The sequence below is a fragment of the Mesorhizobium subarcticum genome (assembly GCF_055456085.1).
Window position 1 is genome coordinate 6,494,501 of sequence record NZ_CM144237.1, and the last position, 25,195, is coordinate 6,519,695.

General features: G+C 62.9%; 21 protein-coding genes and 3 pseudogenes. 18 read left to right on the plus strand and 6 right to left on the minus strand.

Annotation, left to right across the window (positions count from 1 at the left end; genetic code table 11):
* Nucleotides 1-111 precede the first annotated feature (111 nt).
* Nucleotides 112-2,112, plus strand: a complete 2,001-nt coding sequence (locus ACZYHG_RS31645; protein ID WP_464611943.1) for a DEAD/DEAH box helicase — start codon at nucleotides 112-114, stop codon at nucleotides 2,110-2,112.
* A 42-nt stretch (nucleotides 2,113-2,154) separates the two neighbouring features.
* Here ACZYHG_RS31645 and ACZYHG_RS31650 read toward each other — a convergent pair whose 3' ends face one another.
* A complete protein-coding gene (locus ACZYHG_RS31650) occupies nucleotides 2,155-2,301 on the minus strand; it encodes a hypothetical protein (protein WP_464611944.1) in 147 nt (48 codons plus the stop codon).
* Between the two features lie 167 nt (nucleotides 2,302-2,468).
* Between ACZYHG_RS31650 and ACZYHG_RS31655 the strand changes: the two genes are divergently transcribed.
* Nucleotides 2,469-2,789 (plus strand): hypothetical protein, encoded by a 321-nt coding sequence (locus tag ACZYHG_RS31655; protein WP_464611945.1) that lies wholly within the window; start codon nucleotides 2,469-2,471, stop codon nucleotides 2,787-2,789.
* Nucleotides 2,790-2,791: 2 nt separating this feature from the next.
* Here ACZYHG_RS31655 and ACZYHG_RS31660 read toward each other — a convergent pair whose 3' ends face one another.
* Nucleotides 2,792-4,420 carry an IS1634 family transposase gene (locus ACZYHG_RS31660; RefSeq protein ID WP_464611946.1) on the minus strand — a complete coding sequence of 543 codons (1,629 nt, stop codon included), beginning with the start codon at nucleotides 4,418-4,420 and terminating at the stop codon, nucleotides 2,792-2,794.
* Nucleotides 4,421-4,586: 166 nt separating this feature from the next.
* Between ACZYHG_RS31660 and ACZYHG_RS31665 the strand changes: the two genes are divergently transcribed.
* Genes ACZYHG_RS31665 through ACZYHG_RS31675 form a run of 3 tightly spaced genes read left to right on the plus strand, consistent with a single transcriptional unit; the run spans nucleotide 4,587 to nucleotide 6,438 of the window.
* On the plus strand, nucleotides 4,587-5,558 hold the full coding sequence (locus ACZYHG_RS31665) for a hypothetical protein (RefSeq protein ID WP_464611947.1): 972 nt from the start codon (nucleotides 4,587-4,589) through the stop codon (nucleotides 5,556-5,558).
* A complete protein-coding gene (locus ACZYHG_RS31670; protein ID WP_464611948.1) occupies nucleotides 5,555-5,965 on the plus strand; it encodes a hypothetical protein in 411 nt (136 codons plus the stop codon). The genes ACZYHG_RS31665 and ACZYHG_RS31670 overlap by 4 nt, the downstream gene beginning before the upstream one ends.
* Nucleotides 5,962-6,438 carry a HEPN domain-containing protein gene (locus tag ACZYHG_RS31675; protein ID WP_464611949.1) on the plus strand — a complete coding sequence of 159 codons (477 nt, stop codon included), beginning with the start codon at nucleotides 5,962-5,964 and terminating at the stop codon, nucleotides 6,436-6,438. The genes ACZYHG_RS31670 and ACZYHG_RS31675 overlap by 4 nt, the downstream gene beginning before the upstream one ends.
* 109 nt (nucleotides 6,439-6,547) lie before the next feature.
* Here the strand turns inward: ACZYHG_RS31675 and ACZYHG_RS31680 are convergent, their stop codons facing one another.
* The 4 genes and pseudogenes from ACZYHG_RS31680 to ACZYHG_RS31695 form a co-directional block, all read right to left on the minus strand.
* The gene (locus ACZYHG_RS31680) at nucleotides 6,548-6,820 is read right to left on the minus strand and encodes a hypothetical protein (RefSeq protein ID WP_464611950.1); all 273 of its coding nucleotides are present in this window, start codon (nucleotides 6,818-6,820) and stop codon (nucleotides 6,548-6,550) included.
* A 64-nt stretch (nucleotides 6,821-6,884) separates the two neighbouring features.
* A complete protein-coding gene (locus tag ACZYHG_RS31685) occupies nucleotides 6,885-7,940 on the minus strand; it encodes a S1 family peptidase (RefSeq protein ID WP_464611951.1) in 1,056 nt (351 codons plus the stop codon).
* Complete coding sequence (locus ACZYHG_RS31690) at nucleotides 7,940-9,262, minus strand: HEPN/Toprim-associated domain-containing protein (RefSeq protein ID WP_464611952.1); 1,323 nt, start codon at nucleotides 9,260-9,262, stop codon at nucleotides 7,940-7,942. The genes ACZYHG_RS31685 and ACZYHG_RS31690 overlap by 1 nt, the downstream gene beginning before the upstream one ends.
* Nucleotides 9,263-9,293: 31 nt before the next feature.
* Nucleotides 9,294-9,552: pseudogene (locus ACZYHG_RS31695) on the minus strand (SOS response-associated peptidase family protein); the annotation flags it as partial.
* A 318-nt stretch (nucleotides 9,553-9,870) separates the two neighbouring features.
* Between ACZYHG_RS31695 and ACZYHG_RS31700 the strand changes: the two are divergent.
* The 13 genes and pseudogenes from ACZYHG_RS31700 (at nucleotide 9,871) to ACZYHG_RS31760 (ending at nucleotide 25,120) form a co-directional block, all read left to right on the plus strand.
* Entirely contained in the window at nucleotides 9,871-10,812 is a 942-nt protein-coding gene (locus ACZYHG_RS31700; RefSeq protein WP_464611953.1) for an ArdC family protein, read from the plus strand.
* 194 nt (nucleotides 10,813-11,006) lie between these two features.
* Nucleotides 11,007-11,486, plus strand: coding sequence for a ComF family protein (locus ACZYHG_RS31705; RefSeq protein ID WP_464611954.1), 480 nt, complete (start codon nucleotides 11,007-11,009; stop codon nucleotides 11,484-11,486).
* Entirely contained in the window at nucleotides 11,483-12,457 is a 975-nt protein-coding gene (locus ACZYHG_RS31710) for an addiction module antidote protein (RefSeq protein ID WP_464611955.1), read from the plus strand. The genes ACZYHG_RS31705 and ACZYHG_RS31710 overlap by 4 nt, the downstream gene beginning before the upstream one ends.
* Nucleotides 12,458-12,537: 80 nt before the next feature.
* Nucleotides 12,538-14,672 (plus strand): annotated as a pseudogene (locus ACZYHG_RS31715) (ParB/RepB/Spo0J family partition protein).
* Between the two features lie 139 nt (nucleotides 14,673-14,811).
* Nucleotides 14,812-15,369 carry a hypothetical protein gene (locus tag ACZYHG_RS31720; RefSeq protein WP_464611956.1) on the plus strand — a complete coding sequence of 186 codons (558 nt, stop codon included), beginning with the start codon at nucleotides 14,812-14,814 and terminating at the stop codon, nucleotides 15,367-15,369.
* Nucleotides 15,370-15,546: 177 nt separating this feature from the next.
* Nucleotides 15,547-19,872 carry a strawberry notch-like NTP hydrolase domain-containing protein gene (locus ACZYHG_RS31725; RefSeq protein ID WP_464611957.1) on the plus strand — a complete coding sequence of 1,442 codons (4,326 nt, stop codon included), beginning with the start codon at nucleotides 15,547-15,549 and terminating at the stop codon, nucleotides 19,870-19,872.
* Nucleotides 19,872-20,909 (plus strand): DUF7146 domain-containing protein, encoded by a 1,038-nt coding sequence (locus ACZYHG_RS31730; protein WP_464611958.1) that lies wholly within the window; start codon nucleotides 19,872-19,874, stop codon nucleotides 20,907-20,909. The genes ACZYHG_RS31725 and ACZYHG_RS31730 overlap by 1 nt, the downstream gene beginning before the upstream one ends.
* 312 nt (nucleotides 20,910-21,221) lie before the next feature.
* Complete coding sequence (locus ACZYHG_RS31735; protein WP_464611959.1) at nucleotides 21,222-22,142, plus strand: DUF2493 domain-containing protein; 921 nt, start codon at nucleotides 21,222-21,224, stop codon at nucleotides 22,140-22,142.
* Between the two features lie 194 nt (nucleotides 22,143-22,336).
* The gene (locus ACZYHG_RS31740; RefSeq protein WP_464611960.1) at nucleotides 22,337-22,807 is read left to right on the plus strand and encodes a hypothetical protein; all 471 of its coding nucleotides are present in this window, start codon (nucleotides 22,337-22,339) and stop codon (nucleotides 22,805-22,807) included.
* Between the two features lie 224 nt (nucleotides 22,808-23,031).
* On the plus strand, nucleotides 23,032-23,199 hold the full coding sequence (locus ACZYHG_RS31745) for a hypothetical protein (RefSeq protein WP_164714525.1): 168 nt from the start codon (nucleotides 23,032-23,034) through the stop codon (nucleotides 23,197-23,199).
* A 141-nt stretch (nucleotides 23,200-23,340) separates the two neighbouring features.
* Nucleotides 23,341-23,781: pseudogene (locus ACZYHG_RS31750) on the plus strand (hypothetical protein); the annotation flags it as partial.
* A 574-nt stretch (nucleotides 23,782-24,355) separates the two neighbouring features.
* Nucleotides 24,356-24,685 carry a DUF736 domain-containing protein gene (locus ACZYHG_RS31755; protein WP_464611961.1) on the plus strand — a complete coding sequence of 110 codons (330 nt, stop codon included), beginning with the start codon at nucleotides 24,356-24,358 and terminating at the stop codon, nucleotides 24,683-24,685.
* A 189-nt stretch (nucleotides 24,686-24,874) separates the two neighbouring features.
* The gene (locus tag ACZYHG_RS31760; protein WP_188345452.1) at nucleotides 24,875-25,120 is read left to right on the plus strand and encodes a helix-turn-helix domain-containing protein; all 246 of its coding nucleotides are present in this window, start codon (nucleotides 24,875-24,877) and stop codon (nucleotides 25,118-25,120) included.
* The last annotated feature ends 75 nt before the right edge of the window (nucleotides 25,121-25,195 follow it).

Here is a 25,195-nt window from a genome sequence, read left to right on the forward strand (position 1 = left end):
TCCGTTCGCGCCGCCTCGACGCGAACGTGCAAGGAGGCGCCGGCTCGTCACAGTGGCGTCATTGCATCATCTGGCACCATATGATAGATTCCGATAAGAAGGAGTCTCGATATGGCCGACGAATGGATGACGATCGAGGAAACGTCGCGCTATCTGCAGCTCGGCAAAACGGCGCTGTATGACCTCGCGCGTGAAGGCTCCCTCCCGTCCAATAAGGTAGGAAGCAAATGGCTCTTCAGCAAAACCGATTTGGATGCGTGGGTTCGCTCAAACATCCCGCTGGAACAGTACTTCCTTAAAACACCCGCACACATTGAGGAAAACCTACAACTCCGCGAACCGCAGATCGAAGCTTACCAGGCCCTGTACGAATATTTCAAAGCGGGCGGCAAGACAGCCATCATCCAGATTCCCGTCGGTTGCGGGAAATCCGGCATCGCCGCGATTGCACCGTTTGGGATCGCAAGGGGGCGCGTGCTCGTGGTTGCGCCCAACCTTACGATCAAGGAGGGGCTGTTCGAGGCGCTTGATGTCACGAATAGGCAGAAGTGTTTCTGGCGGAAACGAAATATCCTCACTGACGAGGCGATGATCGGCGGGCCGTTCGCGACTACGCTGGACACCGGAAACATATCCGTTTGTGAGAAGTCCCATTTCATCGTGTCGAACGTGCAGCAGCTCGCAACTAACACAGACAAATGGCTCTACAAATTTCCCAAGGACTTCATCGACCTGATCGTCGTTGACGAAGCTCACCATTCGCCCGCTGAAAGTTGGAAAAAGGTACTTGAGCACTTCGACGGTGCGCGCGTCATCAATATGACTGCCACGCCGTTTCGCGGCGACGGCCAGGAAATCGCCGGTGATCTCGTCTATCGATATCCGTTCAAGAAGGCGACGTTCAAAGGCTACATCAAGCGGATCACGGCATCCTACGCAGCACCGACCGAACTTGAATTCACGGCGAAGGGCGAGACTAAGGTCTACTCGCTCGACGACGTGCTGGCGATGAAAGACAAGGATTGGTTTAGCCGAGGGATCGCGCTCTCAGACCCATGCAACCAAACCATTGTGGATAACAGCCTCGAAAAACTTGAGCTGTTGAGAGAGACCGGCACTGCCCATCAGCTGATCGCCGTCGCCTGCAGCGTGAATCACGCTCGCAGGATCACGGCGATGTATGAAGCGCGGGGTTTTAAGGCGGACCTCATCTACAGCGAGATGGACGAAGAGAAGAAGGTCGAGGTCAAGCGGAGGCTGACAAGCGGCGAGCTCGACTGCATCGTTCAAGTCCAGATGCTCGGCGAGGGCTTCGACCATCCCAAATTGAGCGTTGCGGCGATCTTCCGACCGTTTCGCACCCTGGCACCGTACATTCAATTCGTCGGTCGGATCCTGCGCGTAATCGTACAAAATAGTCCTGGCCATCCCGACAATTACGGTCACGTCGTGACACACGCCGGCATGAACTTGGATGAGCGGCTCCGCGAATTCAAATTGTTCGAAAGCGACGACCAGAAGTTCTGGGAGGAAATCATTGGTGGAAAGGAACCGGAGCCGCCAGAGGAAGTAAAATCTGGCGAGGCGAGGATGAAGTTGTCTGAGCCGGTCGTCGTGAATTACGAGATCGTAGACTCCCTCATTGAAGAGCAATTCACGTCCGCAGAACAAGAAGACATTATCAGGGAGCTGCGTGAAAATCTCGAGCGGCTTGGCTTGGACCCGGACCAGGCGGAGGCCATCGTGCTCGCGCGTTCGACTGCTCGAACGACCTCGAAGGCCGCACAGCCCTATCAGAAGCTTCCCATCCGCGAGTGGGAAATGCGCCGTAAAGGCCTCAACGATGAGGTCAACCGCGCAGCAAATATGCTCGTGAACAGGTTAGGTATCAATCGCGCGGGCCGCGAGATTATCAACAGCGGCGTGCCCGCCACAAATAACTTCGTCGCCTGTGTCACTCTCATAAATAAAGAACTAAAGAAGAATAATCCTAAAGAACGCAAAGACTGGTCGACAGAAGAATTTGAAGGCTCCATCAAGAGCCTCGAAGAAATCCTCAACATTTTAACAAAAAGATATAAGGGGATCTTGGGTGACAAAGCCAAAGGGTAAGACCCCGTCGCTGCTCTCCATGTCAACTGGGTCGCCGGTTCTTCACACCTGTGGCAAGGCGACAAACTGCGATCGCTGCGAAGAGAGAATCGCGACTGCGGCGGCCTGCTTCCAGATACCGAAGCAGAAGAGCGGTTTCACCGCTCGACCCATCTTCTGCATCGCCTGCACGAAGGAGATCGTGGACAAGACAAAAACCGACTTGTTGGCGATCGAAGCGGTACTCCAGGCCCAGGTCTAACGGCTGGGGCTGGGGCGGGCCGTCAGAACTCGTGACGGCCGACGGCTTCGTAGGAAGAAGGCCGCATGATGATGAAACTTCAGGCCACGCGGCCTCGCGTTGGAGGCGCCTATTTATGGTGAAATGGTCCGAGTTGAAACGGGCGTCCGATGTCGTCCTGGCCGTCTGGCCCCACTATCGTCCCTTGTTCGAGCGTTGGTTCATGCAAGAGCTCATCGACAAGGGCGAGCTAGCGCCGATTTGGCGAGAGCGCATGGTGCCGGGGGATAACGACACGGTCTTTGCCGACCATTATCCCGATCGCCAAGCTGCTATCGCGGCCGCCAAAGCGCTCAATCCAACCTTGCCCCACTTAAACACCGCCTGTAAGAATATGTTATTATATCAGCACGTTAGGCGCGCGCCGGCGCGTGTTACCACTACATTTTGGGGATGATCTCAGGCGAGTTGTTCGTCGAGGTTGTGTGGCAGAGCGATGCCAGCTGCCTTGAAGACGTTGCCCACTTGGCCCGTAACGTGGGTTCTGGTGGTGACGATGCGACCATCCTTTTCGATGGTGGCTTCCTGGAGGCGGTCGAGATCGCGTAGAAGCGGCTGCCATTCGGGCGTCAGGCCTTTGGCCCGGCAGAGGCGGTACAGTTCCTTGCTGAGCACGAGCGCCAGGAACGAGCAGAACACATGCCCGCGGATGGCGGCATCGGATTGGTGGAAGATCGGCCGGGTATTGAAGGTTGCCTTGGCGGCGCGGAACAGGCTCTCGACCTCGAGCAAATCGCGATACCGCAGCACGGCCTGGAGCGGGGTCACCTTCGCGTTGGTCCGCACCACGGTGATGCCGTCGTACCGGGCTTCCTCGGCAAGCTTGCCGACATCGATCTTGAAGTTCTTGCCGCTGGCCTTGAGGTAACGCCGGTAGGCCGAGTTGCCGACCAGTGCCTTGTCGCCCTTCTTGAGCTGTGCCTCGAGGCCGGCGATGATCGCCTGGCGGTCGGCCTTGTCCTTCTCGGCCTCGGCGTCATTGCGGCTGACAATGTAGCGGTCTTTACCGACCTTGACCTCTTTGACCCACAACTGAGTTTCACCGCGCTGGCGCTCGAGAACGAGCGGAACCATCGGTGCCGCGTCATTGAGCACGACGTTGTGGATCACGCTGCTCGAGCGTTCGCGGGCCCCCAGAATGTATTCCATGCCCAGCTTTTCGAGCGCGGCGATGGTATCGGCGCTGATCATGCCGCGATCGGCGACAACGCAGGCGCGTGTGACGCCGAAGCGCGTTCGCAGCCGATCGACCACCGGCAACAGGACGGTCACGTCCGCGGTGTTGCCGGGTACCATCTCGGTGCAGATCGGCCGGCCCTCGGCATCAACGACCAGCGCCAGGATCATTTGCGCCAGATCGGGGCGGAAGTCCTTGGAATGCCCGCGCTTGCCCAGCGTCTCGCCGCCCGCGCCGTAGAAGGATAACGAGGTGGTGTCCATGAACACAAGGCTGAGGTCGGTGAACAGGTCCTGCCGGCGCGCGAAGAGCTTTTCCTCGATTGCGTCTTTCACGCAGCGCGCCACCAGCGCGCCTTGCGCCTTTTCGCCGAGTTCCTCGCCCAGCCACGCCATTGCCCGGTAAAAGTGATGGAGCGCCAGACCCTCGGCGCCCTCGATACCATAATCGGCCATCCAGTTCGCACAGTCGCGGTCCGAGCCCGAGACGAACAGCCGATGCAGCGTGCCAACGAACACCGCCCGTTCCACCGCAAAGCCGAACTGGCGCCCTTCCAGCACCTCTTCCAGCACCTCGCCGATCCCGAGCCGCTGCCACAGCCGCCCGAACAACAGCGGACCGCCGATGCGGCGAGAGGCAATTCGCCCCGCGTCAATGTCGGACAGGATGAGGCTGCGTTCGCCATGGCGCGCAATCGAGGCCGCCAATCTGTCAAGTTCGCCGCTGGCAACCAGCGCATCCTTGCGGCCCAGCGCCTTTATCGTGCGCTGGCGAACGGTTTTGCCGTCGCGGACACTTTCCACGAGGTAAAGATAGCGGTGGCCGCGCGCGACTCTCTCAACAACAAACATGCCAGCGTTGTTAGCGAATAAATGCCATCAAATCCATACAACATACGGCTAGCAGATCAAATGTTGTTACCACGCATTTTCGCGCCGAAAACTCAAGGCGAGTGAATTCAATAGCTTAACGGACAGCGTTCGCCATCCGTTCACCTCCAACTGTTCAAGGCGGGCCTTGCTGCAGGCGCTTTCCGCGCGCGCCTTGGACCCCATCGTCAAGCGATCGCTCGAACTCAAGATCGACAAGGCCCTGCAGGCCAAAAAGCGTCTTCAAGACGAAGAAGCGCTGATGCTCGCGGAAGCCTTGCGCCGTCACGCCGATGACGAACGGTCGGACGCCGCCGCCCTGAAGCTCGCGCCGGATTCCGAGCGCTACCGTCAGGATCTCGCCGAGCAACTGGCCGGAATGCCGTATCTGAGGGTGGCCAAGGTGGGTCGCTCGAACAACCGATGGACCCACGCCCTCCTGTACCTGGGCCCGGATGGCATTTGGTCGAAGCCCTATCACGCCGGCGAGAAGGCCGCGCAGACCGCAGAACGCGCGAAGATCGCCAATGGATTCGATCTGAGCGCCAGCACCCATTGGGGAAAGGCAAAGGCCAAGATCCGAAAGATCCTTCTGCCCCGCGCCAATCAATTGCTCCAACTCGCGAGCGTTCAGCGAATGCTCGCCGAAGCGCTTGCGCGGGGCGAACGTGTGCTCGTCTCAAATGGCATCGTCTTCTGGTACGAGCCGGATGGTGGTGTCGGCTGGCAGGTCAAGGAGACATCGTCGACGCGCGAGTCCGAAGGCGCGACGATCTGGAAGGAAGGGACGATCCTCTCCACCAATCACGGCCGCCTCGTTGTGCTGCCCTACATCAAGGAAGGTGGAGAGCACGTTCGCGGCCACACCAAGAGCGGCCCGAACGATGGTCGCGCGCTGCCTCGCCATCGCGACCACTATGTCGAGATTCCGTTCTCGCTCTACGACGGTGATCTCATGATCGGGCTGTTCGGGGAGCTTACGAATGAAGAAGACGTGGGACCGCGGTTCTGTTGGTGGTGGGCGGCAGTCGGAGCGCTCTCGACCCTCGCGCCGTCTCAAAAGCGGATTTCCGAAGATCTTGGAATCCTGAAATCCGCAAGGAAGGAAAATCGCACATGACCGCATGGACGTTGGACGATCTTCGCCGGCTCGATCTGAAATACGCGGAGGAAGGCGTCCACGTCCATCAGCGGCCATTCCGTGCCGCAATGGAGCTTCTCGGTTCCAACTTCGTCATGGGGGTCGGCGGAAACCCCGAAGTCAAACGGATCATGGACACCTATGCCGCCATGGTGCCCGAGGTCAGCACGAGCTGGCCAGGTGCTGGGATCGGTTTCGCTGCGTCCGTCGATCAGGTCCGCAAGCTCACCTTCCCGGTCGTGTTCGGCCAGGTGTCGCTCCAGCCCTGGCAGGTAGCAGGGTTCCTAGCGCCGAGGAATGGTGGAACTGGTGTAGGCAGGATCGGGCAATTGCCGGTGAAGTTTCTCTCGCGGTCGCCGATCTCCACGATCTCACCAGTGGTTTGAACGAAGTCGAACAAGGGAATCCAGCGGCGACCACGCTCTGGCGCATGGCGCGGTCCAATCTCGAAGATGTGGCGAACACCCTCCCGACTACGTTCAGCCATGACTCGGTAATCCAGCCGATCTGTATGGTGGCCGAACTTTCGATGAAGGCGGCCCTTGTCCAGGACGGTGTCGATCCGGAGTCCTTCAGAAAGGGCAAGGACGGCCACAATCTGTCGTCGCTTGCCCGCCGTATGGCGGACGCGCGCCCACACCGCGATGATCGACGCGTGGAGGCCGTCGTTGGTGCCCTGCCGCTCTATGTCGAAAGCCGATACAAGCCGGCAGGATTGAAGCGGCTGCAGGTGGTCAAGCTCGCTTTGGGGGTGCAGTTCATCGCCGCATCGAGCCTGCGGCGCATCGCCAGCGCAGATCTCGCGCTCCAGATGGAAACCGACGAGTGGCCCGGCCCACGCCAACCATTCCTCATTTGAAGCGCGCGACACAAGCCGGGGAGAACTGAGCAATGACGAAGCGCCCGCCACGATGGCAAGCGCACTCGACGAAAGACATGACGCCGCCGTGTCCGCGCGCTGCGGACAGCTATTGACCGAGATCGTTGCAAATCCCCATCGGCGACAGGCTATCGTGGCTGATCCGCTCGACCTGCATCGGGAATTGTTTGCGCCTTTCGCACCGTCCGATCACCCCGATGATCGCGCCAGCGGTCTTAGTCGTCATCACCACCCACACTCCGGGAAATTCCAGCCCCTTTCGCGGGCGGAGCGCCTTTTTGCGATCGCGATCCCCGAGAGTCGGGCCGCGCGGCTCCAAACACTTCTCGCCGATGGAGGGTGTGAGGTTCGCCGTCACCAAATCTGACTGCCTGCCGTCAGCCTGAGTAGCCACTCTGATCGCCCCAACTGGGAGTTAGTACCCCCTACGCCTTCTTGAGCTGCCATTGGCTACGTTCCGACGCCATCCGCCGATAGCCAGACTGCTCGAACAGCACGGCGACAGATTCCCCTGCCTCGAGCAACAGCGCCGCCGAGGGATTTTCTTCGGGGATATAAAGGACCGACCCGTCGACGACATCGACACGCTTCACCGGCGTGATTGCATGAAAGGTCGCGATTGCCTCGGCAAGCAGCGCTTCGTCCGCGCAATTGATTTCAACAAACAGGTCACGATCGTCATCATATACGTACAGGCTTGCGTCGTAGATGAACGAACTGAGTGTGTCGCTGGACGGGTTCGAGAACTTCGCCGCGAACAGCGTGTCGCTGTAGCGGCCGGGATAGGCGCCGTGAGTACTGAACCCGAATTTTTCCGCAGCGAGATCCACCGCCGGCTCGATCGACAACAGGCTCATATAGCCGGTCTCCACCGGCATATCGCCTTGACCCAGGCTCTCGGTCACCAGCGCCAGGGCGGTGCCGGACTGATCGAGCGCCGCTCCTCCGCTGAACCCGCCGCGTGCCATAGCCGATGCGATGAAATGCAGGACCGGAGAATGACGCACGCGCACCACGGCATTGATCTGTCCAAGCGTGACGACCTGGCTCGGAATCGTTGTGAACGGGATCGGCGGATAGCCGATCACGAGAATATCGGACAGCACGAGGTCATTCTCTCCCAGCGACGCGTCCGTGTGCTGGCTGACGGCGATCGCCGGCAGCGGTGCGTCGCCAAGATCGACGCGAAAAACCGCGACGTCGAGGCCGTCAGGACCAAAATAGGGTCCGTCGACAATCTCCAGTCGGCGCGGCGGGGCCACTTTGCCGCCAGCTTCTTCACTGAGACGCGCCGACTTTGTGGTGGCAATCTCCTTGATCGTGACCCCATCGATCACATGCCGGGCTGTGACGAAAATTCCCTGGCCGATGTGAAACGCCGAACCGATCCCCTCGTCCCCCTTTCCATCAATGATGGCGACGAACGCCACGGCTCCTGCCGCGCGCATATAGGTCTCTTGGAACGCGCTCTTTTCGGTCATCAATAGATTTCTCTCAGTTCGACCTCGGCCGGATCCCACCGATCGACAGCCATAGCCGTGCATTCGGCAATAAGCAGATCAAGGACCGCCTCGATCTTACGAACGTCATATGAGCCATCGCGCAGTGTCTCAGGGGTCTGTTTCAAAAATTCCTTGACGTAGGATTCCTTGAATTCCAACGCCCCTTGATAGATGCCGAGGCCCTTCTTGTAGTTCGTCCACAGCACCTTGGCTGGCGGGTGACCGCCGACCTCAAGATCGAGGTAGCATTCGATCGCTGCAGCACGGCGATTGATGTCCGAGCTGTGCAAACCCTCTGGCCCCTCGGCCGGAAAGGCGCGAAAGGCGTCAAGTTCGGGCAGCATGATCCGGCGCATGTTGGCGGGAAGGGTAAGCGTCGAAAGCCTTTGATGGGCGTCGAGTCCCTCGGCGTCGTTATCGAAAACAAAGACAACTTGGTTCTGCACATCGATTTTCGCGAGGCCTTCGGCGAATTTCACCAGATTGCCAGTGCCGGAAAAGGGATGGCTCTCGCTGACGTCGATGAAGCGAAAGAAGTCCGCGATTCCCGGGCGCAGCAGCGCGAGCGCGTGCTTCAAGATATGCACGTCGGAACTGCCTTCGGTCGCGATCAGGAACGTCTCGGTGCGACGGGCGTGAGGCACGAATTCCCGCGCCGCGGCGTAGCCGCCCTCCACGAGCGGGCCATACTGCCAGACGACTGGAGCGTCCTCATTCCCCTTCGCCTCCGCCAGGAGGCGCAGGATGGAATAAGGGTCGAGGATACGCACCAGCCCGCCGAAGAAGCTTCGTTCGGAATAGGCGTTGTTGTCGTAGGATCTATAGTTGGGAAGCCGGGCGAGCGGCATCCCGGCGAACCGACCTTGCATCTTCTCCTCACTCGCATCGTCCGAGCCGGAGAGAAAGGTGTCGTCGAGGTTTTCAATCGAGTGCGCCGTCGCAAACGCGAGGAATTCGGCGAAGGACATCAGATCGGGAACGGGCTCGTCGTCGTCATCCTGGCGGGACTGTTTGTCCTCCAGCCAATTTGCGGCGACCGCGTCATACTCGCGCCTGACCCGCTCCAGGTTGAAGCCGAGCAGTTCAAGTCGCGGAACGACATCCTTGAGAGGTCGCGTGAACGCCATCTCGGATGGCGTCGGATCCTCGTCCTCGTTCTCGTGCCAGTCGTAATCAAGCTGATCACTCTTTACCGGCTTGCGATCGTCCTCCTGAAAAATGGACCCGTGATCAATTCCCCGGTGGTTCTTGCTGTACGTGACCCACATGTCGGCCAGGTCGAGCCTAATCTCAGTACCCAAGCTCTATCCCCCGAACCGTCCCGTCACGCCGTCACCCTATCTGCTCGACCTTGAGCGATCCTGGCCGCAAGGGCTTGATCAACTCGCGCGCCGAAACAGACGGATCGAGCCAGTCAGTCAAAGCCTCACGCTCGAGAACGACAATCTGTCTATCATGATATGGCGCGATGTAAGGCCCGGGCTCCATAGTCAGTATGGTAAAGGCTTCGCCGACATCCTTGTCTCGTGCCAAATGCCTGCGATGCACATCAGACGCTCATCGCTTTTCGTACAAGCCACTTGTCCTTGCGCATGGATTGGCTCGACCTCACCGTGCGGGAGAATGAGCTTCTGCAGCCATTGCCGTCCGGCAGCTTCAAGGTCGCACGCCTGCGAGAGCGCTATGCGCAGGACGCGCTCGCGTTCTGAAATCCGGATTTCCGCTTTTACGGTTCTACGGTTTTGCGGGGGAAAGCCTTCCCCTGCGCCCGAGCCCCGCGGTCTCGGTCGACCCCTTCTGCGGGACCGGCTGCCCCGCAACGCCCCGCAGAGTGAGAGTGCGGGCGGGTTTGCCGTGACGGGTTGAGGGCTGGGAGAGAGGCTTCCGGCGCCCGTCGCGGAGACCCGCGATGACCAAGCATCAGCGCCAGGCCGCCCCAGATCGGGCGAGCCTCTACGACGACATCACGAACAAGATCATCGACGAACTCGAGGCCGGCCGGCTGCCATGGGTTCAGCCCTGGGGCACAGCGGCCGCCAAAGCGCCGCTCGCCCTGCCGCGAAACGCCTCGACCGGAAGGGCCTATTCCGGGATCAACGTTCTGATCCTTTGGGGAGCGGTCATCGAGCACGGCTATCCGGGCCAGACCTGGCTCACCTTCCGCCAGGCGCTCTCGCTCGGCGCCAACGTCCGCAAGGGCGAGCGCGGCACGACCGTGGTCTATGCCGACCGTTTCGTGCCGGACGACGAGAAGCGGCGCGCCCGCGAAACGGGCAAGGACGCCCAGGCGATCCCGTTCCTGAAGCGCTTCACCGTCTTCAACACGGCGCAATGCGACGGGCTTTCTGACGAACTCACGACACAGGCGCCGTCGCCGGCGCCCGGCCTTATCGAGCCTCGTGCGGATGCGCTTATCAAGGCGACTGGGATCGACTTCCGCATTGGCGGCAATCGCGCATTCTATGCGCCCGGCCCTGACTTCGTGCAGGTCCCCCCGCCGCAGGCCTATTTCGAGCCGATCAACTGGCACCGCACCGCACTTCACGAACTCGGCCATGCTACCGGACACACATCGCGGGTCGGGCGCGATCTCTCGGGCTCATTCGGCACCAAGAAATACGCCTTCGAGGAGCTGGTCGCCGAGATTAACGCAGCCTTTTGCTGCGCCTCGATCGGCATCGTGCCGACCGTCAGGCATGCCGACTATGTCGGCTCCTGGCTCGAGGTCCTGCGCGAGGACAACCGCGCCATCGTGCGCGCCGCGAGCCAGGCCAGCAAGGCTGCCGACTACCTGCTCAGCTTCCTCCCGCCGGAGGATAAGGCCTCAGGCGTGTTTTCCCGAGCAGCCTGACTTTCCACAGGCTTGAATCGCGACCGGACCTTGCCCATCTGTAGCCCATAGGTTACAACGGGGGAGGTTCGGGAGCGCGGATGGCTATAGTCAAAATCAATCCGATCAAAATCGAGGGCTGCTGGCACTCGGGAATTGCGCTGGATCTTCATACGACCAGCAGCACCCCGATCGGATACAATGAATCCGGTCACATGCAGTTCGACACCGTGCGGCCTGAAATCGCCGAACTTCTTTATCGTCTGAAGAACCGCGCGGACAAGGATGCGGCGGGACCGATCATCGAGACTGTCGCCAATTACCTTTCCGCCCACCGCGAGAAGTTCGACTGCATCGTCCCGGTTCCCCCGTCCAGCCAACGCGCCCTCCAACCGGTCATCGTCCTTGCCACGGGCATCGGCGCTGAGCTTGCGGTGCCGGTGCTGTCGTGCATTACGACGACGCGCCCGACATCCCAGCTCAAGAACGTCACCGACCCGGCAGAACGCAAGAAGCAGGTCGAGGGCCTCTATCAGGTCGACGCGACGCAGACCCAGGGGCGCAGTATCCTGCTCTTCGACGATCTCTTTCGGTCGGGAACCACGATGAACGCCATCACGGATGAGCTGCTCGGCCCAGGCAAGGCCGCATCGGTCCGTGCCCTCACCATCACCAAAACACGGAGCAACCATTGAACACGATCTTCATAGGCGGCTCGCGACACGTTTCCCGGCTTCCCCCCGAGGTTAAGAAGCGGCTCGACAACGTCGTCGCGAGCGGCCACCGCGTCATCGTCGGAGACGCCAACGGCGCCGACAAAGCGGTCCAGAAGCACTTCCTCGACAAGCACTATGACAAGGTCACAGTGTTCTGCTCGGGCAGCGCGCCACGCAACAATCTCGGCCCCTGGGTCATCCAACAGGTCGATGCGCCCAAGAGCGCCAAAGGCTTCCAGTTCTACGCGGCCAAGGATCGCGAGATGGCACGCGAAGCCGACTTCGGCCTGATGATCTGGGATGGGAAGAGCCCGGGCACCGTGCTCAACGTCCTTCGCCTCGCACTCGCCGGAAAGATCGCCGTCCTCTTCAACGTTCCCGACAAGGATGTCGTGAATATCAAATCCGTGGATGCGTGGAGAAACTTCATCGCGCATTGCAGCGACGAGCTGCGCAAGGACGTGAAGGAGCGCGCGACCCCCGACGAGTGGCGGCTGGTCGAAACCAGCAGTCAGCCCACCTTTCTGTCCTCGATGGAGGAGGCACCTACGGCTGAAGCGGAAGGAGCACCCCCGGCTGAAGCGCCAGAGGACATCGCGGCCGAGGCCGACCCAACCTCGCTTCCCGAAGGGCCCTCACTCGACGATGTCGTCAAGGCGCTCAATGATGCGCTCGCGCGCGCGGATACGAGCGCGATCAAGGAGACGCTCGGTCAATTCGCACGCGACCGCGGCATGAGCCAGGTCGCCCGCGAAACCGGCCTCGCTCGCGAGAGCCTCTACCGATCGCTCGATTCCAAGGGAAATCCCGAGTTCACCACGATCCTGAAGGTGCTGTCCTCGGTCGGACTGCGTCTTGAAGTGAAGCCCGACGAAGGGAAGACGGAAACCCAGCCGGCCGAACCCGACGCCGAGCCGAAGCGCGCCCGAACAGGCGTCGCCGCGCGATAGAGGGAGAGGAGTGACGGGATTTTCGTGACGGCTTGGAGGTCGAGAGAGTCTCCCGGCCGCCCGTCGCGGAGTACATCCCGATGGCTACTGCCGTTCAGAAGATCACCCTGTCGTCCTCGCGCGACATTCCCTTCAACAAGCTCATTCTCTCCCAAACCAACGTCCGGACCAGAAAAGACGGCATCTCCATCGAGGACATGGCGGCCTCGATCGCCCGTCGTGGGCTGATCCAGAGTATTCACGTGCGCCCCGTTCTCGACGCCGACGGCGCCGAGACCGGCATGTTCGACGTTCCCGCCGGGGGCCGACGCTACCGCGCTCTCGAACTCCTGGTGAAGCAGAAGCGCCTCGCCAAGACCGCGCCGGTCCCATGCGTTGTGGGCGACGCCAAGAGTCCGATCCTGGCAGAAGAGGTCTCCCTCGCCGAAAATATCGACAGGCTGCCGCTGACACCGCTCGAACAGTTCCGCGCATTCGCCGCGATGCTGTCGAAGGGCATGTCGGAGGAAGAGATCGCTTCGGCCTTCCTGGTTCAGGTGCAGGTGGTCAAGCAGCGTCTCCGGCTCCTCACTGTCTCGCCGGCGCTGTTGGAGGTCTACGAGGCCGACGACATGACGCTTGAACAGCTTATGGCTTTCGCGGTCTCCAGCGATCACGCCCGACAGGAGCAGGTCTGGGACGCCATCAAGAACGCTTGGTCAAAGGAGCCATACCAGATCCGGCGCATGCTGACCGAGCAAACCGCGCGCGCTTCCGACAAGCGGGCCGTGTTCGTCGGCCTCGATGCTTACGAGGCCGCCGGCGGCGCGATCATGCGGGATTTGTTCGAGGACGATGACGGCGGCTGGCTGCAGGATGTCGCGCTTCTCGATCAGCTTGTCACCGAGAAGCTCAAGGTCGCAGCCGAGGAGATCGCGCGCGAGGGCTGGAAGTGGGTCGCGGTCGCCGTCAGCTTTCCCTATGGCGCCGCGAACGGCCTGCGTGAGCTGGTCGGCCTCCCCACAGATCTCACTGTCGATGAACAGGTGGCGATCGAGGCCCTGAAGGCGGAATACGACAAGCTCGAAGCCGAGTTTGAAGGGGCCGACGAGTTGCCCGACGATGTCGACCAGCGCCTTGGCGAGATCGAGACGTCCCTTGCGACCTTCGACAACCGCCCCACCCTCTACGACGCGACCGAGGTCGTGCGCGCCGCGTCTTCGTCAGCATAGACGCCAACGGCACGCTCGATATCGACCGAGGTTATGTCCGCCCCGACGACGAAGCGCCCGCGGAGCCCGTAGGAGAGCCCGTCGAACCCGGCACGGAGACCGGAGCCGCCGAGACCACGGTCCAACGCGCGGTCATCACCATCGGCGGTGCGCCCGTTGAGCAGGAGGAAGACGATGACGATGTCATCAAGCCGCTCCCCGAGCGTCTGGTGACCGAACTCACCGCCTATCGAACCCTCGCGCTCCGTGACGCAGTCGCCGGCAATCCGCACGTCGCCATGACGGCGCTACTCCACAAGCTCGTGACCGACACCTTCCTTCGAACGTCTGCGAGCGGCGGCTGCCTGGAAGTGTCGGTCCGCCACGTTTTCTTTCCTGCCCAGCCGGACGACCTCAAGGACAGCCGGTCCGCCAAGTCGGTCGCCGAGCGCCATGAGGCTTGGAAGGTCGACGTGCCGACCGACGACGACTCGCTGTGGGACTGGATCGCGGACCTCGACGACGCCAGCAGGATGGCGCTGCTTGCGCACTGCGTCAGCTATGGCGTCAACGCGCTGGTCGAGAAGGTCGATCGGTACGGCGGTGCCGGCCTGTCGCAGCATAGCCTCGATCGCCGCGTCGGCCAGGCCGACAGGCTTGCGCGGGCGGTGAGCCTCGACATGGCCGAGGCCGGCTGGCGGCCAACCTCCGGCAATTACCTCGGCCGCGTCACCAAGATCCGCATTCTCGAAGCGGTTCGCGAAGGCGCCGGCGAGCAGGCCGCCCAGCTCATTGACCACCTGAAGAAAGGCGACATGGCCAAGGAGGCCGAGCGCCTTTTGGCCGACACCGGCTGGCTGCCGGAGCCCATGCGCTTGGTCGCCGACGAGCCGAGCGCTGTTCACCTCTCTACGGTCGAGGTCGACGCGGCAATCGAGCTGCCGCAATTCCTCTCCTCCGACGAGGAGGACGCGGAGGCGGCCGATGCAGAAGAGGACCCGGTCGCCTTGGTCGCCGCGGAGTGACGTTCGCGGGGCGGTTTCGGCCGCCCCGTCCACTCTTCTCGCGATCGGGCCCTTGACAAATCCGGCTTACCGTACCACCTTCCTCAGTACCACCATACGACGTACCACCCTATGATGTTCTAGATTGCGAGGATCGCCCATGACCGACAAGAAGCCGCTCTCCCGCGTCCAGAAGCAACGCGAAATCCGCGTCGCTGCTGGATGGCAGGAGGTGAAAGTGTGGGTCCCGACCGAAAAGGACGCCGATGATATCCGCAACCTGGCCGATGAGCGTCGAAAGAAAGCCGAAGCGCTCGAAGGCCTCCACGACGAGGTAAAAACAGTGACACCAGAAACCCAGACCCGCATCGCCCAGGCGATCGCGGAGCACGGTTCGGCCGCCTACACGCATTCTTCCGGAGCGGTCCTCGACCTGATGACGAAGCTCGCCGACGAAGACGATCTCCAGAGCTTCTCGCGTGCCTTCATCATCTTGGCGCGCGCAAAGCCGACCAATGCCGCATCGGTCGCGAGCTTCATCCCGGCGAAGATCAGCAACTTTCTCATCAAATATCGGGGCGTCGATCCGCGTATGATGATGGACTGGACTCACGCTCATCCCGAATGGACCGACCGCCTCAAGGACGCGGTTCGCGATCCCGAGCGGTTCGAGCTGGTCGTCGAGGCCATGGCGCAAGAAATGAAGCGGCCTCACTGACCGCGGCAGATCCCAAAGGAGGCCCGGCGAAAGCCGGGCTTTTTTATGCCCGCGGCAGGCGGTGCCCAACTCGGGGAGTTCGAGAGCAAGAGGACGGCCGGGACGGGTTTGAGCCCGTCCGGTCGAGAGAGAGCGCCGGGCGGGCTCGACCGTGTCCTGCTCTCCGAGGTTTCCTCCATGCTCCACTCCCTGATCCCCGCCGTCGAGCCCGCGGCCCCGCTTCGGCTCGCGCCCGAAGCAGTATCGGCCGCTGTCCTGCTCGCCGCCGAGCACCTCGTCCCCCATCTCGAACAAGGCCGTCCGGTTGACGCAGCCACCCTGCGCGCCGCCATGGCGGTGGCCTTCGGCGCGTCCGACGCTGCCGGCACCTGGGACTGGAAAACGGCCTATGACGCCTGCGAAGTCGCGATGGTCCTGTTCCTGCGGAAATACGGAAGGGCGCTTTTCCGCAAAGCCGCTTTGCCGGCTTCACGTCTTTCCGCGCTGACCAAAGTCGCCAACCTTCTGCCGACGCACACGCGTCGCTCCGAGGAAGCGCAGGCTTTCCAGCAATTCTCGACGCCGGTCCCGCTCAGTCTTGCCGCCCTGACCGCGGCATCGCTGACTTCGACCGACCGCGTGCTGGAGCCTTCGGCCGGCACCGGCCTGCTTGCGATCCTCGCCGAGATCGCCGGTTCCGCGCTCATCCTCAACGAGCTTGCCGACACGCGCGCCGATCTCCTCACGTCACTCTTTCCGGCCAGCCCTGTTACGCGCTTCGACGCCGCCCAGATCGACGATCACCTCGATCGGACGGCCGTTCCCAGCGTCATCATCATGAACCCGCCGTTCTCGGTGATGGCCAACGTCACCGGACGGATGGCCGACGCTGCCTATCGCCATGTCGCCTCGGCCCTGGCACGCCTTGCCGATGGCGGCCGCCTGGTCGCGATCACTGGCGCAAACTTCTCACCCGACGCCCGTGCGTGGCGCGACGCCTTTATCCGCCTGCAGGAGCGCGGACGGGTCGTTTTCACGGCCGCCGTCGCGGGCTCGGTCTATGCCAAGCATGGCACAACCATCGAGACGCGCCTGACCGTCATCGACAAGGCGCCGGCCGAGGACGCCATCCGCTTTCCGGACTCTCCCGGCCTCGCACCCGATGTCGCGACGTTGCTCGCATGGATCGACAAGCAGATTCCGGCCCGGTTGCCGGTATCGGTCCCTAAGACGATCGCCGATGCGCCTGGCGCGCCGCGCACCGTGCGCGGCTTTCTCGCCCGGGCCGCGTCCGCAGCCCCTGCGCGCCGCATGGCCCAGCCCGAAGGCGTGCCCCTCGACTATGAGACGATCGACCGGACGCCGCCGGAAGGCGGTCGCCTGTCGGATTCGATCTACGAGACCTATGCGCTCCAGTCGATCCTCATCCCCGACGCTCAGCCGCATCCCACGAAGCTGGTGCAATCGGCCGCGATGGCGTCGGTCGCGCCGCCGAAGCCGAGCTACCGGCCGCTGCTCCCCACCCACATCGTCAGCGACGGCGTGCTGTCCGACGCCCAGCTTGAGACGGTGATCTATGCCGGCGAGGCCCATGGCGACTATCTCGCCGGCGCCTGGACCGTGGACGAGACCTGCGACCTCGTCTTGGCCGCGCCGGACGATGCGCAAAATGCCGTCCGCTTCCGCAAGGGCTTCATGCTCGGCGATGGCACCGGCGCCGGCAAAGGCCGCCAGTCGGGCGGGATCATCCTCGACAACTGGCTCCAGGGCCGGCGCAAGGCGGTCTGGATCTCCAAGTCGGACAAGCTGCTGGAGGACGCCCAGCGCGACTGGTCCGCACTCGGCATGGAGCGGCTGCTGGTCACGCCCCTGTCGCGCTTCCCCCAAGGCACTGCGATCCGTCTCGCGGAAGGCATCCTTTTCACCACCTATGCCACGCTACGGTCCGACGACCGCGGTGAGAAGCTTTCGCGGGTCAAGCAAATCGTCGAATGGTTGGGCTCCGATTTCGACGGAGTGATCATTTTCGACGAAAGCCACGCCATGCAGAACGCCGGTGGCGGCAAGGGAGAACGGGGCGATGTCGCGCCTTCGCAGCAGGGCCGTGCGGGCTTGCGCCTCCAGCACGCCCTGCCGAACGCACGCGTCGTATACGTCTCGGCAACCGGCGCGACCGCCGTCCACAATCTCGCCTATGCCCAGCGGCTCGGCCTATGGGGTGGTGAGGATTTCCCTTTCGCCAACCGTGCCGAATTCGTCGAGGCCGTCGAGAATGGCGGCGTCGCGGCTATGGAAGTGCTGGCGCGCGATCTCCGCTCCCTCGGCCTCTACACCGCCCGCTCGCTGTCCTATGACGGCGTCGAATATGAGTTGCTCGAACACCAGCTCACGCCCGAGCAGACACGCATCTACGATGCCTATGCCGGCGCCTTCGCCATCATCCACAATCATCTCGACGCGGCGATGCAAGCCGCCAACATCACCGGCGACAGCGGCACGCTGAACCGGCAGGCGAAGTCGGCCGCACGCTCGGCCTTCGAGTCCGCGAAGCAGCGCTTCTTCGGCCATCTGTTGACCAGCATGAAAACCCCGACCCTGGTCCGCTCGATCGAGAAGGACCTGGCCGATGGCCATTCGGCTGTGATCCAGATCGTCTCGACCGGCGAAGCGCTGATGGAACGGCGTCTCGCCGAGATCCCGACTGAGGAATGGAACGACGTCCGCGTGGACATCACACCCAGGGAGTATGTCCTGGACTACCTCGCGCATTCTTTCCCGGTGCAGCTTTACGAGCCGTTCACCGACAGCGAGGGCAATCTGTCGTCGCGTCCGGTCTACCGGGACGGCCGGCCCGTCGAGAGCCGCGAAGCCGCCGCACGGCGAGACGAGCTGATCGAACGGCTGGCGTCGCTGACGCCCGTGCCCGGCGCGCTCGACCAGATCGTCCAGCGTTTCGGCACCGACACAGTGGCCGAGCTGACGGGCCGCTCGCGCCGCGTGGTACGCAAGGGCGAACGCCTTGCCGTCGAGAACCGAGCTGCTTCCGCCAATCTCGCGGAAACAGCCGCATTCATGGACGACCAGAGGCGCGTACTCGTCTTCTCTGACGCTGGCGGCACCGGGCGCAGCTATCACGCCGATCTCGCGGCGCGGAACCAGCGCCTGCGCGTCCATTATCTGCTCGAACCGGGTTGGAAGGCCGACGCCGCCATCCAGGGCATTGGCCGCACCAACCGAACGAACCAGGCGCAGCCTCCACTCTTCCGGCCGATCGCCACCGACGTGAAGGCCGAGAAGCGCTTCCTCTCGACCATCGCGCGCCGGCTCGACACGCTCGGCGCGATCACACGTGGCCAGCGCCAGACCGGTGGACAGGGCCTGTTCCGACCCGAGGACAATCTGGAATCGCACTATGCGCGCGATGCGCTCCGCCAGCTCTATCTCCTTCTGGTGCGCGGCAAGGTCGACGGCTGCTCGCTCAACCGCTTCGAGTCCGCCACCGGCCTGAAGCTGATGGACGACAACGGTATCAAGGACGAGCTGCCGCCGATCACCACCTTCCTGAACCGGCTCCTGGCGTTGACCATCGATCTGCAGGGCGTGCTCTTCACGGCGTTCGAGCAGCTCCTCACCACTAAGATCGAGGGCGCGATCCGCAGCGGCGTTTATGATCTCGGATTGGAGACGCTGCAGGCTGAGAGCTTTATCGTCACGGACAGCCGGGTGATCCACACGCATCCGGGCACCGGCGCCGAGACGCGGCTGCTAACCATCGCGCGGCGCGAGCGCAATCGCCCTACCACGCTCGACATGGCGATCGACCATCTCGCCGATCCCCGCGCGCAGCTCCTCGTCAACGGCCGATCCGGCCGGGCCGCTGTGCAGATCCCAGCGCCATCCATGATGCTCGACGATGGTGAGATCGAACGGCGCGTCTGCCTGATCCGGCCGATGGAGCAGCACTACGCGCCGCTGCGCATGTTGGACGAGAGCCATTGGGAGGAAGTCGACCGTCCCACCTTCGCAGCCGCCTGGGGAGCCGAGCTGGCCGAGGTGCCGGAGTTCTCCGACAGCATCATCCACATCGTCGCCGGTCTGCTACTGCCGATCTGGAAGCGGTTGCCCAACGAGTCAACGCGAGTCTATCGGCTCCAGACCGACGCCGGCGAGCGCATCATCGGTCGCCGCGTCTCGCCCGCCTGGGCCGCAAACGCCGGCGCCATGGGCGCCAGGACCCTGACGCCAGAAGCCGCCTTCACGGCGCTGATCGACGGCACGACCACCCTCGATGTCAGTGAGGGCATGCAGTTGCGCCGCGCCCGTGTGATGGGGACCAACCGCATCGAACTATCGGGCTTCACCGACGCGATGCGTGATCGGCTGCGCGCCTATGGCCTCTTCAGCGAGATCATCTCATGGAAGCTGCGCTTCTTCGTGCCCGTTGATGCATCAGGGCCCGCCATCCTCGCCAAGCTACTGGACACCTTCCCCGTTGCGCGCATCTCCGGGCGGGAGGCTGCGTGATGGCCAGGCAAGACGCTTCCGACCTTGCGCACAGTCTCGGCCGACAGGCCGAGGCGGTGTGCCGGCACTATCTCTCCAGCGGACGTCGCGAGGGCCGCTACTGGTTGGTCGGCGACGTGCGCAACACGCCGGGCCGCTCGATGTATGTCCGGCTGAAGGATTCATCGAAGGGCGTCGCAGGCAAATGGACCGACGCCGCCACCGGCGAGCATGGCGATCTCCTCGACGTTATTCGTGAAAGCTGCGGCCTGATCGACTTCAAGGACGTGGCCGACGAGGCACGGACCTTTCTCAGCATGCCGCCGCCGGAACCGGAGCCACGATCGCACGAGCGTCGGAGCCCCGCGCCGAGCGGCTCGCCGGAAGCGGCGCGGCGTCTCATCGGGATGTCGCAGCCGATAGCGGGCACAATCGTGCAAGCGTATTTACGGGAACGCGGCATTACGGATTTACGCGGAACCGGAAGCCTCCGCTTCCATCCGCGCTGCTATTATCGGCCCGACGAGCATTCGCCTACCGAGACATGGCCGGCGATGATCGCCGCCGTCACCGATCTCGACAGCAAGATCACGGGCGCGCACCGAACCTGGCTCGATCCCCGATCGCGCGACAAGGCGCCGATCGACACGCCGAGGCGAGCCATGGGCGACCTGCTCGGCAACGCGGTGCGCTTCGGCATCGGCGGCGAGGTCATGGCGGCCGGCGAAGGCATCGAGACCGTCCTGTCGCTCCGACAGGTGCTTCCCGACATGCCGATGCTGGCGGCGCTCTCGGCAGCACATCTCGCCGCCATCCTGTTCCCCGATACGCTGCGACGGCTCTACATCGTGCGCGACAATGATCCGGCCGGTGACGGTGCGCGTGACAGCTTGATCGAACGGGCCAACGCCGTCGGGATCGAGGCGATTGTCATCTCGCCGGCGCTCAGCGACTTCAACGAGGATCTCCGCACCCTCGGCATCGAGCATCTCCGGCAGCAGTCGCGGATGCAGATTGCACCCCAGGATGTCGCAAGGTTCATGGCGCTGGCGGGATAGCCCGGCACGGGAGACCGACAATGGCGGTGCGTCGTCGTGCTCGCAGATGCACCAACCGTCGGAGGGGGACCGCGCCTCGGCCTTCGAGAGGGCGATCGGCCAGCAAACGGGCCTGCCCAACAATGGCTGCGGCTGACGATTTTCCGGCGGCGCGTGCCGCGCCTTTCCATCGCGAGACAAAATCGCCGGCCTCCGCCATCCTCCGCTGACGCTCCGGCCCTGCGCCTTGCTCCGGGTGCAGGGCCGGCCCGCCCGCCGGCTTTCGTCGCCATGAAGGCCGCGACGGTCGCGGTCCATCCGACGGAGCATCCCATGAGCGAGCACGACGACTTCGAACCGCATCACGCCTCATCACCGACCGACCATGTCCTCACCGAGCTTCAGCTCCACGGCTACCGTCCCTTCGAGGATGAACCCGACCAGCGACTCCTCCCGGACGGCAATGCGGTTGCAGGCGCCATCGCCGACATCTTCGACGCCCTGATCGGAACGCTGGAGGACACTCGCCTCGAACCCGACCTCGACGATCTCCTCTGGTCGACGGTCAACGTCTTTCACCGCGCCACCGACCGGATCGCGCGCGAACTCGACGACAACGAGCAGGCGCAACGCCGCGGGCAACGTGAACAGGACGGCAGCGAGGTAAAGGCCGTCGAACTCGAGCGCCACATCGCCGAAGGCCAAACTCTGATCGAACGTCAGAACGCCTTCGAACTGATGCGCGACCGGGCGGCCGAACATTACGAACGCCACGTCGGCAAAACCTGGCTTCCGCGCAGCGGGTCAAGGGTCAACCACCGCAATCTCACCTCGGCGATGATCGACAGCCGCGACTTCCTGGCAGCGAAACGGCGCGCTGAGCAGACGATCCTTCTTCCGCCTGGTCCGAAGATCCTCGTGACCGGCGGTCTCGACTTCAACGATCACCGGCTGATCTGGGCGAAGCTCGATCAGGTACACGAAAAGCACCCGGACATGGTGTTGCACGGCAAATCGCCGAAAGGCGCCGAGAAGATCGCCTCGCTCTGGGCCACGAACCGCAACGTGCCGCAAATCGGCTTCGCTCCCGACTGGACGAAGCACGGCCGCGCAGCGCCCTTCAAGCGCAATGACGAGATGCTGGAAATCCTGCCGAAGGGCGTGATGCACTTCCCCGGCACCGGCATCAATGACAACCTCGCCGACAAGGCCAAGAAGCTCGGCATTCCGGTATGGAAGTTCGGCGGCGCGTGAGCGCCGCCTGCCGGCAAGACGACTGAAACGCTGGATCGCAGCGCGCAACGTTTCTACTTAAGTCACTGAACGGACAGCGGGGATGCGATGAGCACAATCACGGACGACGACAACAAAACCCATATGGCACCTGTCGTCGCCGAGGGCTTCACGCTCGATCCCCCGGATTTGAGCGTCTTTCGTCGTGGACGCATATGCTGATGCACCTCGTCAACGCGCGCACCAACTTCGAGTGGGTGCGTGACCACCCGGTCGAACTCGGCGAAATGGAAAACTCGCTGCGCCAACAGGCGTTCTTCGTCGCCGGGATCATGGCCTACTTCCGCTGCTATGCATCGTCGGGATCGGGAATTCCGATACTCGATGCGAAGAAGGTCTATGAGGCATCAGACGATGGAAAGCAGGTCCACGAACGTCTCATCGGCCTGCGTAACTCGATCGCCGCACACACCGACGCGTCGGACATCGTTCGCCTCACCCTCGCAGTGAAGGAGGAGCCCGAACGTCTTGTCATCTGGCACCTGTGGACGATGGCGGTCCCCGTCAACGAGATCGCCGATTTCCTGGAAGCTGTCGCCCACACCGAGCACTTCGTCACGATCAGCCTGAACAAATACTTGAACCGGCTCGAAAAGGACCGTGGCAAGACGATTGAACTCGACTGACGTTTTCCCGGTATCACCGCGGCTCCTGACGCGAAAACCACCCCCGCTTATCTGCGCTGATCCTTGGTCAGACTGATCGCCTGACGCCATCAACCCGTAAAGGGTCGGCTATGCGAGCATGCCGCCGCTTCGGCTGCGCCTGCGCGGTGATTGCAGCGTTCAGTCCGACACTTCGGGCGCTTGTCAGCGGGGGATGGTCCTCCGCTCAAACAGGAGCCGGATCGATGTCCCTCAACGACGCGCACGCCTTCGCCTTCAGCCTCGCCACCACCCTGATGGCCGCCATCATCATCTTCCAGGCCGGCGACGGCACCCTCTCGGTGACGCCCGCCAGCGAATACGACGGTGACATGGCCGCGATCGTCCATGAGATCGATCCCTTCGCCCCATAACCGGGGCGAACCGGCGCCGCCGCGCGGAAGTCGCCCGCGATTTCCGCTCCCGGCGAAGTCGATTTTCCGCTATAGTTCGATCGCGCCGCGGTGGTGGTGGAAGCGCGAACCGTCAGATTTTTTCTCACGGAGGCCACCACCATGATCATCCTTGCAATACTCGCATCCCTCGCAGCCATCGGCCTGCTTTGCTGGCTGCTGTTCACGCTGGCCGTCTTCGCGCTGCCGGCTTTCGTCGGCGTGACCGTGGGTGTCTGGGCGCACGCCACAGGCGCCGGCATCCCCGGCGCCGTCCTGGTCGGCGCCGTCGCCGCCGCCATCACGCTGGCGGCCGGCCACCTGTTGATCACCTTCGTTCGGCCAATGTGGCTGAAGCTGATCGTGGCCGGGGCCTTCGTTTTGCCGGCGGCGATCGCCAGATACCATGCCACCCATGGCATCGTGAAGCACCTCATGCCGTCCGACGGATGGCAGATCACCTTCTCCGTTATCGGTGCAATTGCGGTGAGCATCACCGCCTTTGCGCGGGTCGCAGGAATGGCGGCGGCCCCAGGCCCGTCCGGCCGGGATCTCGCGCGAGCCTTACCGTCGTCATCGCCGTTGGGAGGGCCAGATCAGCGGCGGTCGACGACCGCACACGTCGTCTCAGGCTGTTGGGATTGAAGCGTGTGCTGCAGATAGACGCTGGGGCCCGGAAAGCGGCCCTCATTGGAGCGGCTGACGTGGCAGGACCATGTCTCGGCGGCACAACGGAGATCCGGCGCGGCGATCTCCCAGTTGGCGGTGGAGGGGCAGGATGCAGCGCCAATGCTCCGCCGGAAGGGAAACGAAGCCGGTGAGCACGCCGCGACGCCGGTTTGCCGGTGCGGGAGGGCCGCCATCTTCTCCGTTATCTGACCGTGCCTCAACCGCTCCAAAACGGCCTCTCCAATGGCCTGATCTGGCCGAACGCCGGCTAACGCCTCGATCGCCTATGACGCAACAGCGGCGTCAAACTTTCTTCCCCTGCCGGCTGCGCCGCCATTCCTCGCGAGACAAGAAAGCCCTCCTTAGCTGTCAGGCCCCTGCGGGGTGCGCCGTCGATCGCCTCCGGCCAACCGATCGCCATCGAGGCCGCAATGGTGCGGGCTCGGGAACGGAAAAACGGAGACTTACAATGGCGACCATCGGCACCTTCAAGAAGACCGGCTCGAACGAGTTCACCGGCGAAATCGTCACCCTCAGCCTGCAGACCAAGAACGTCCGCATCGTCCCCGAAGCCCGCGCCACCGGCGAGAACGCCCCCAGCCACCGCGTCTTTGTTGGCCGCGCCGAGATCGGCGCCGCCTGGTCCAAGACCTCCAACGAGGGGCGCGCCTATCTGGGCCTGAAGCTCGACGATCCCAGCTTCAACGCCCCGATCTACGCCAACCTCTTCGACGACGAGGAAGGCGAAGGCTTCAGCCTCATCTGGTCCCGTCCGAACGGCCGCCGCAACGGCGAGTAAGGCCAGCGCGACGCCCCGCCCGGGTAGTCCGGGCGGGGCCAAATGCCTCGGGGCAACCGAATCAGTTTCCGACAAAAGGCGTGGGTTCGGATTTCAGAAGGCAGTATCAGGTAGCGTCAGGCGGCTAGAACGACTATTATAGTCGTAGTTCTGGCGTGTGCGTTCGTGTCGGTGGGAGGTGATCAATGCATGATCACCGCCCAACAATCACGGGCCGCACGCGCGTTGCTCGGATGGAACCAGGAGACGCTCGCTGACAAGGCCCAGGTATCACTGACCGCGCTGAAACGCCTCGAATCCTTAAGCGGTCTCGAGGTGTATGAGACCACGCGCGACCAGGTCCGGCGGGCGCTTGAAAGCCACGGTATCCTCCTCCTGACCACCGACCAGGGCGAAGGAGTGATGGTGATCCGTGGAAAAACCAACAAGCGATAGAGCCCCTTTGACCATTGGCTCGCCCTGGCGTTGTCACTGGCGGCGCGGGTTGCGCTGCGGTGCAACCGAAGAACG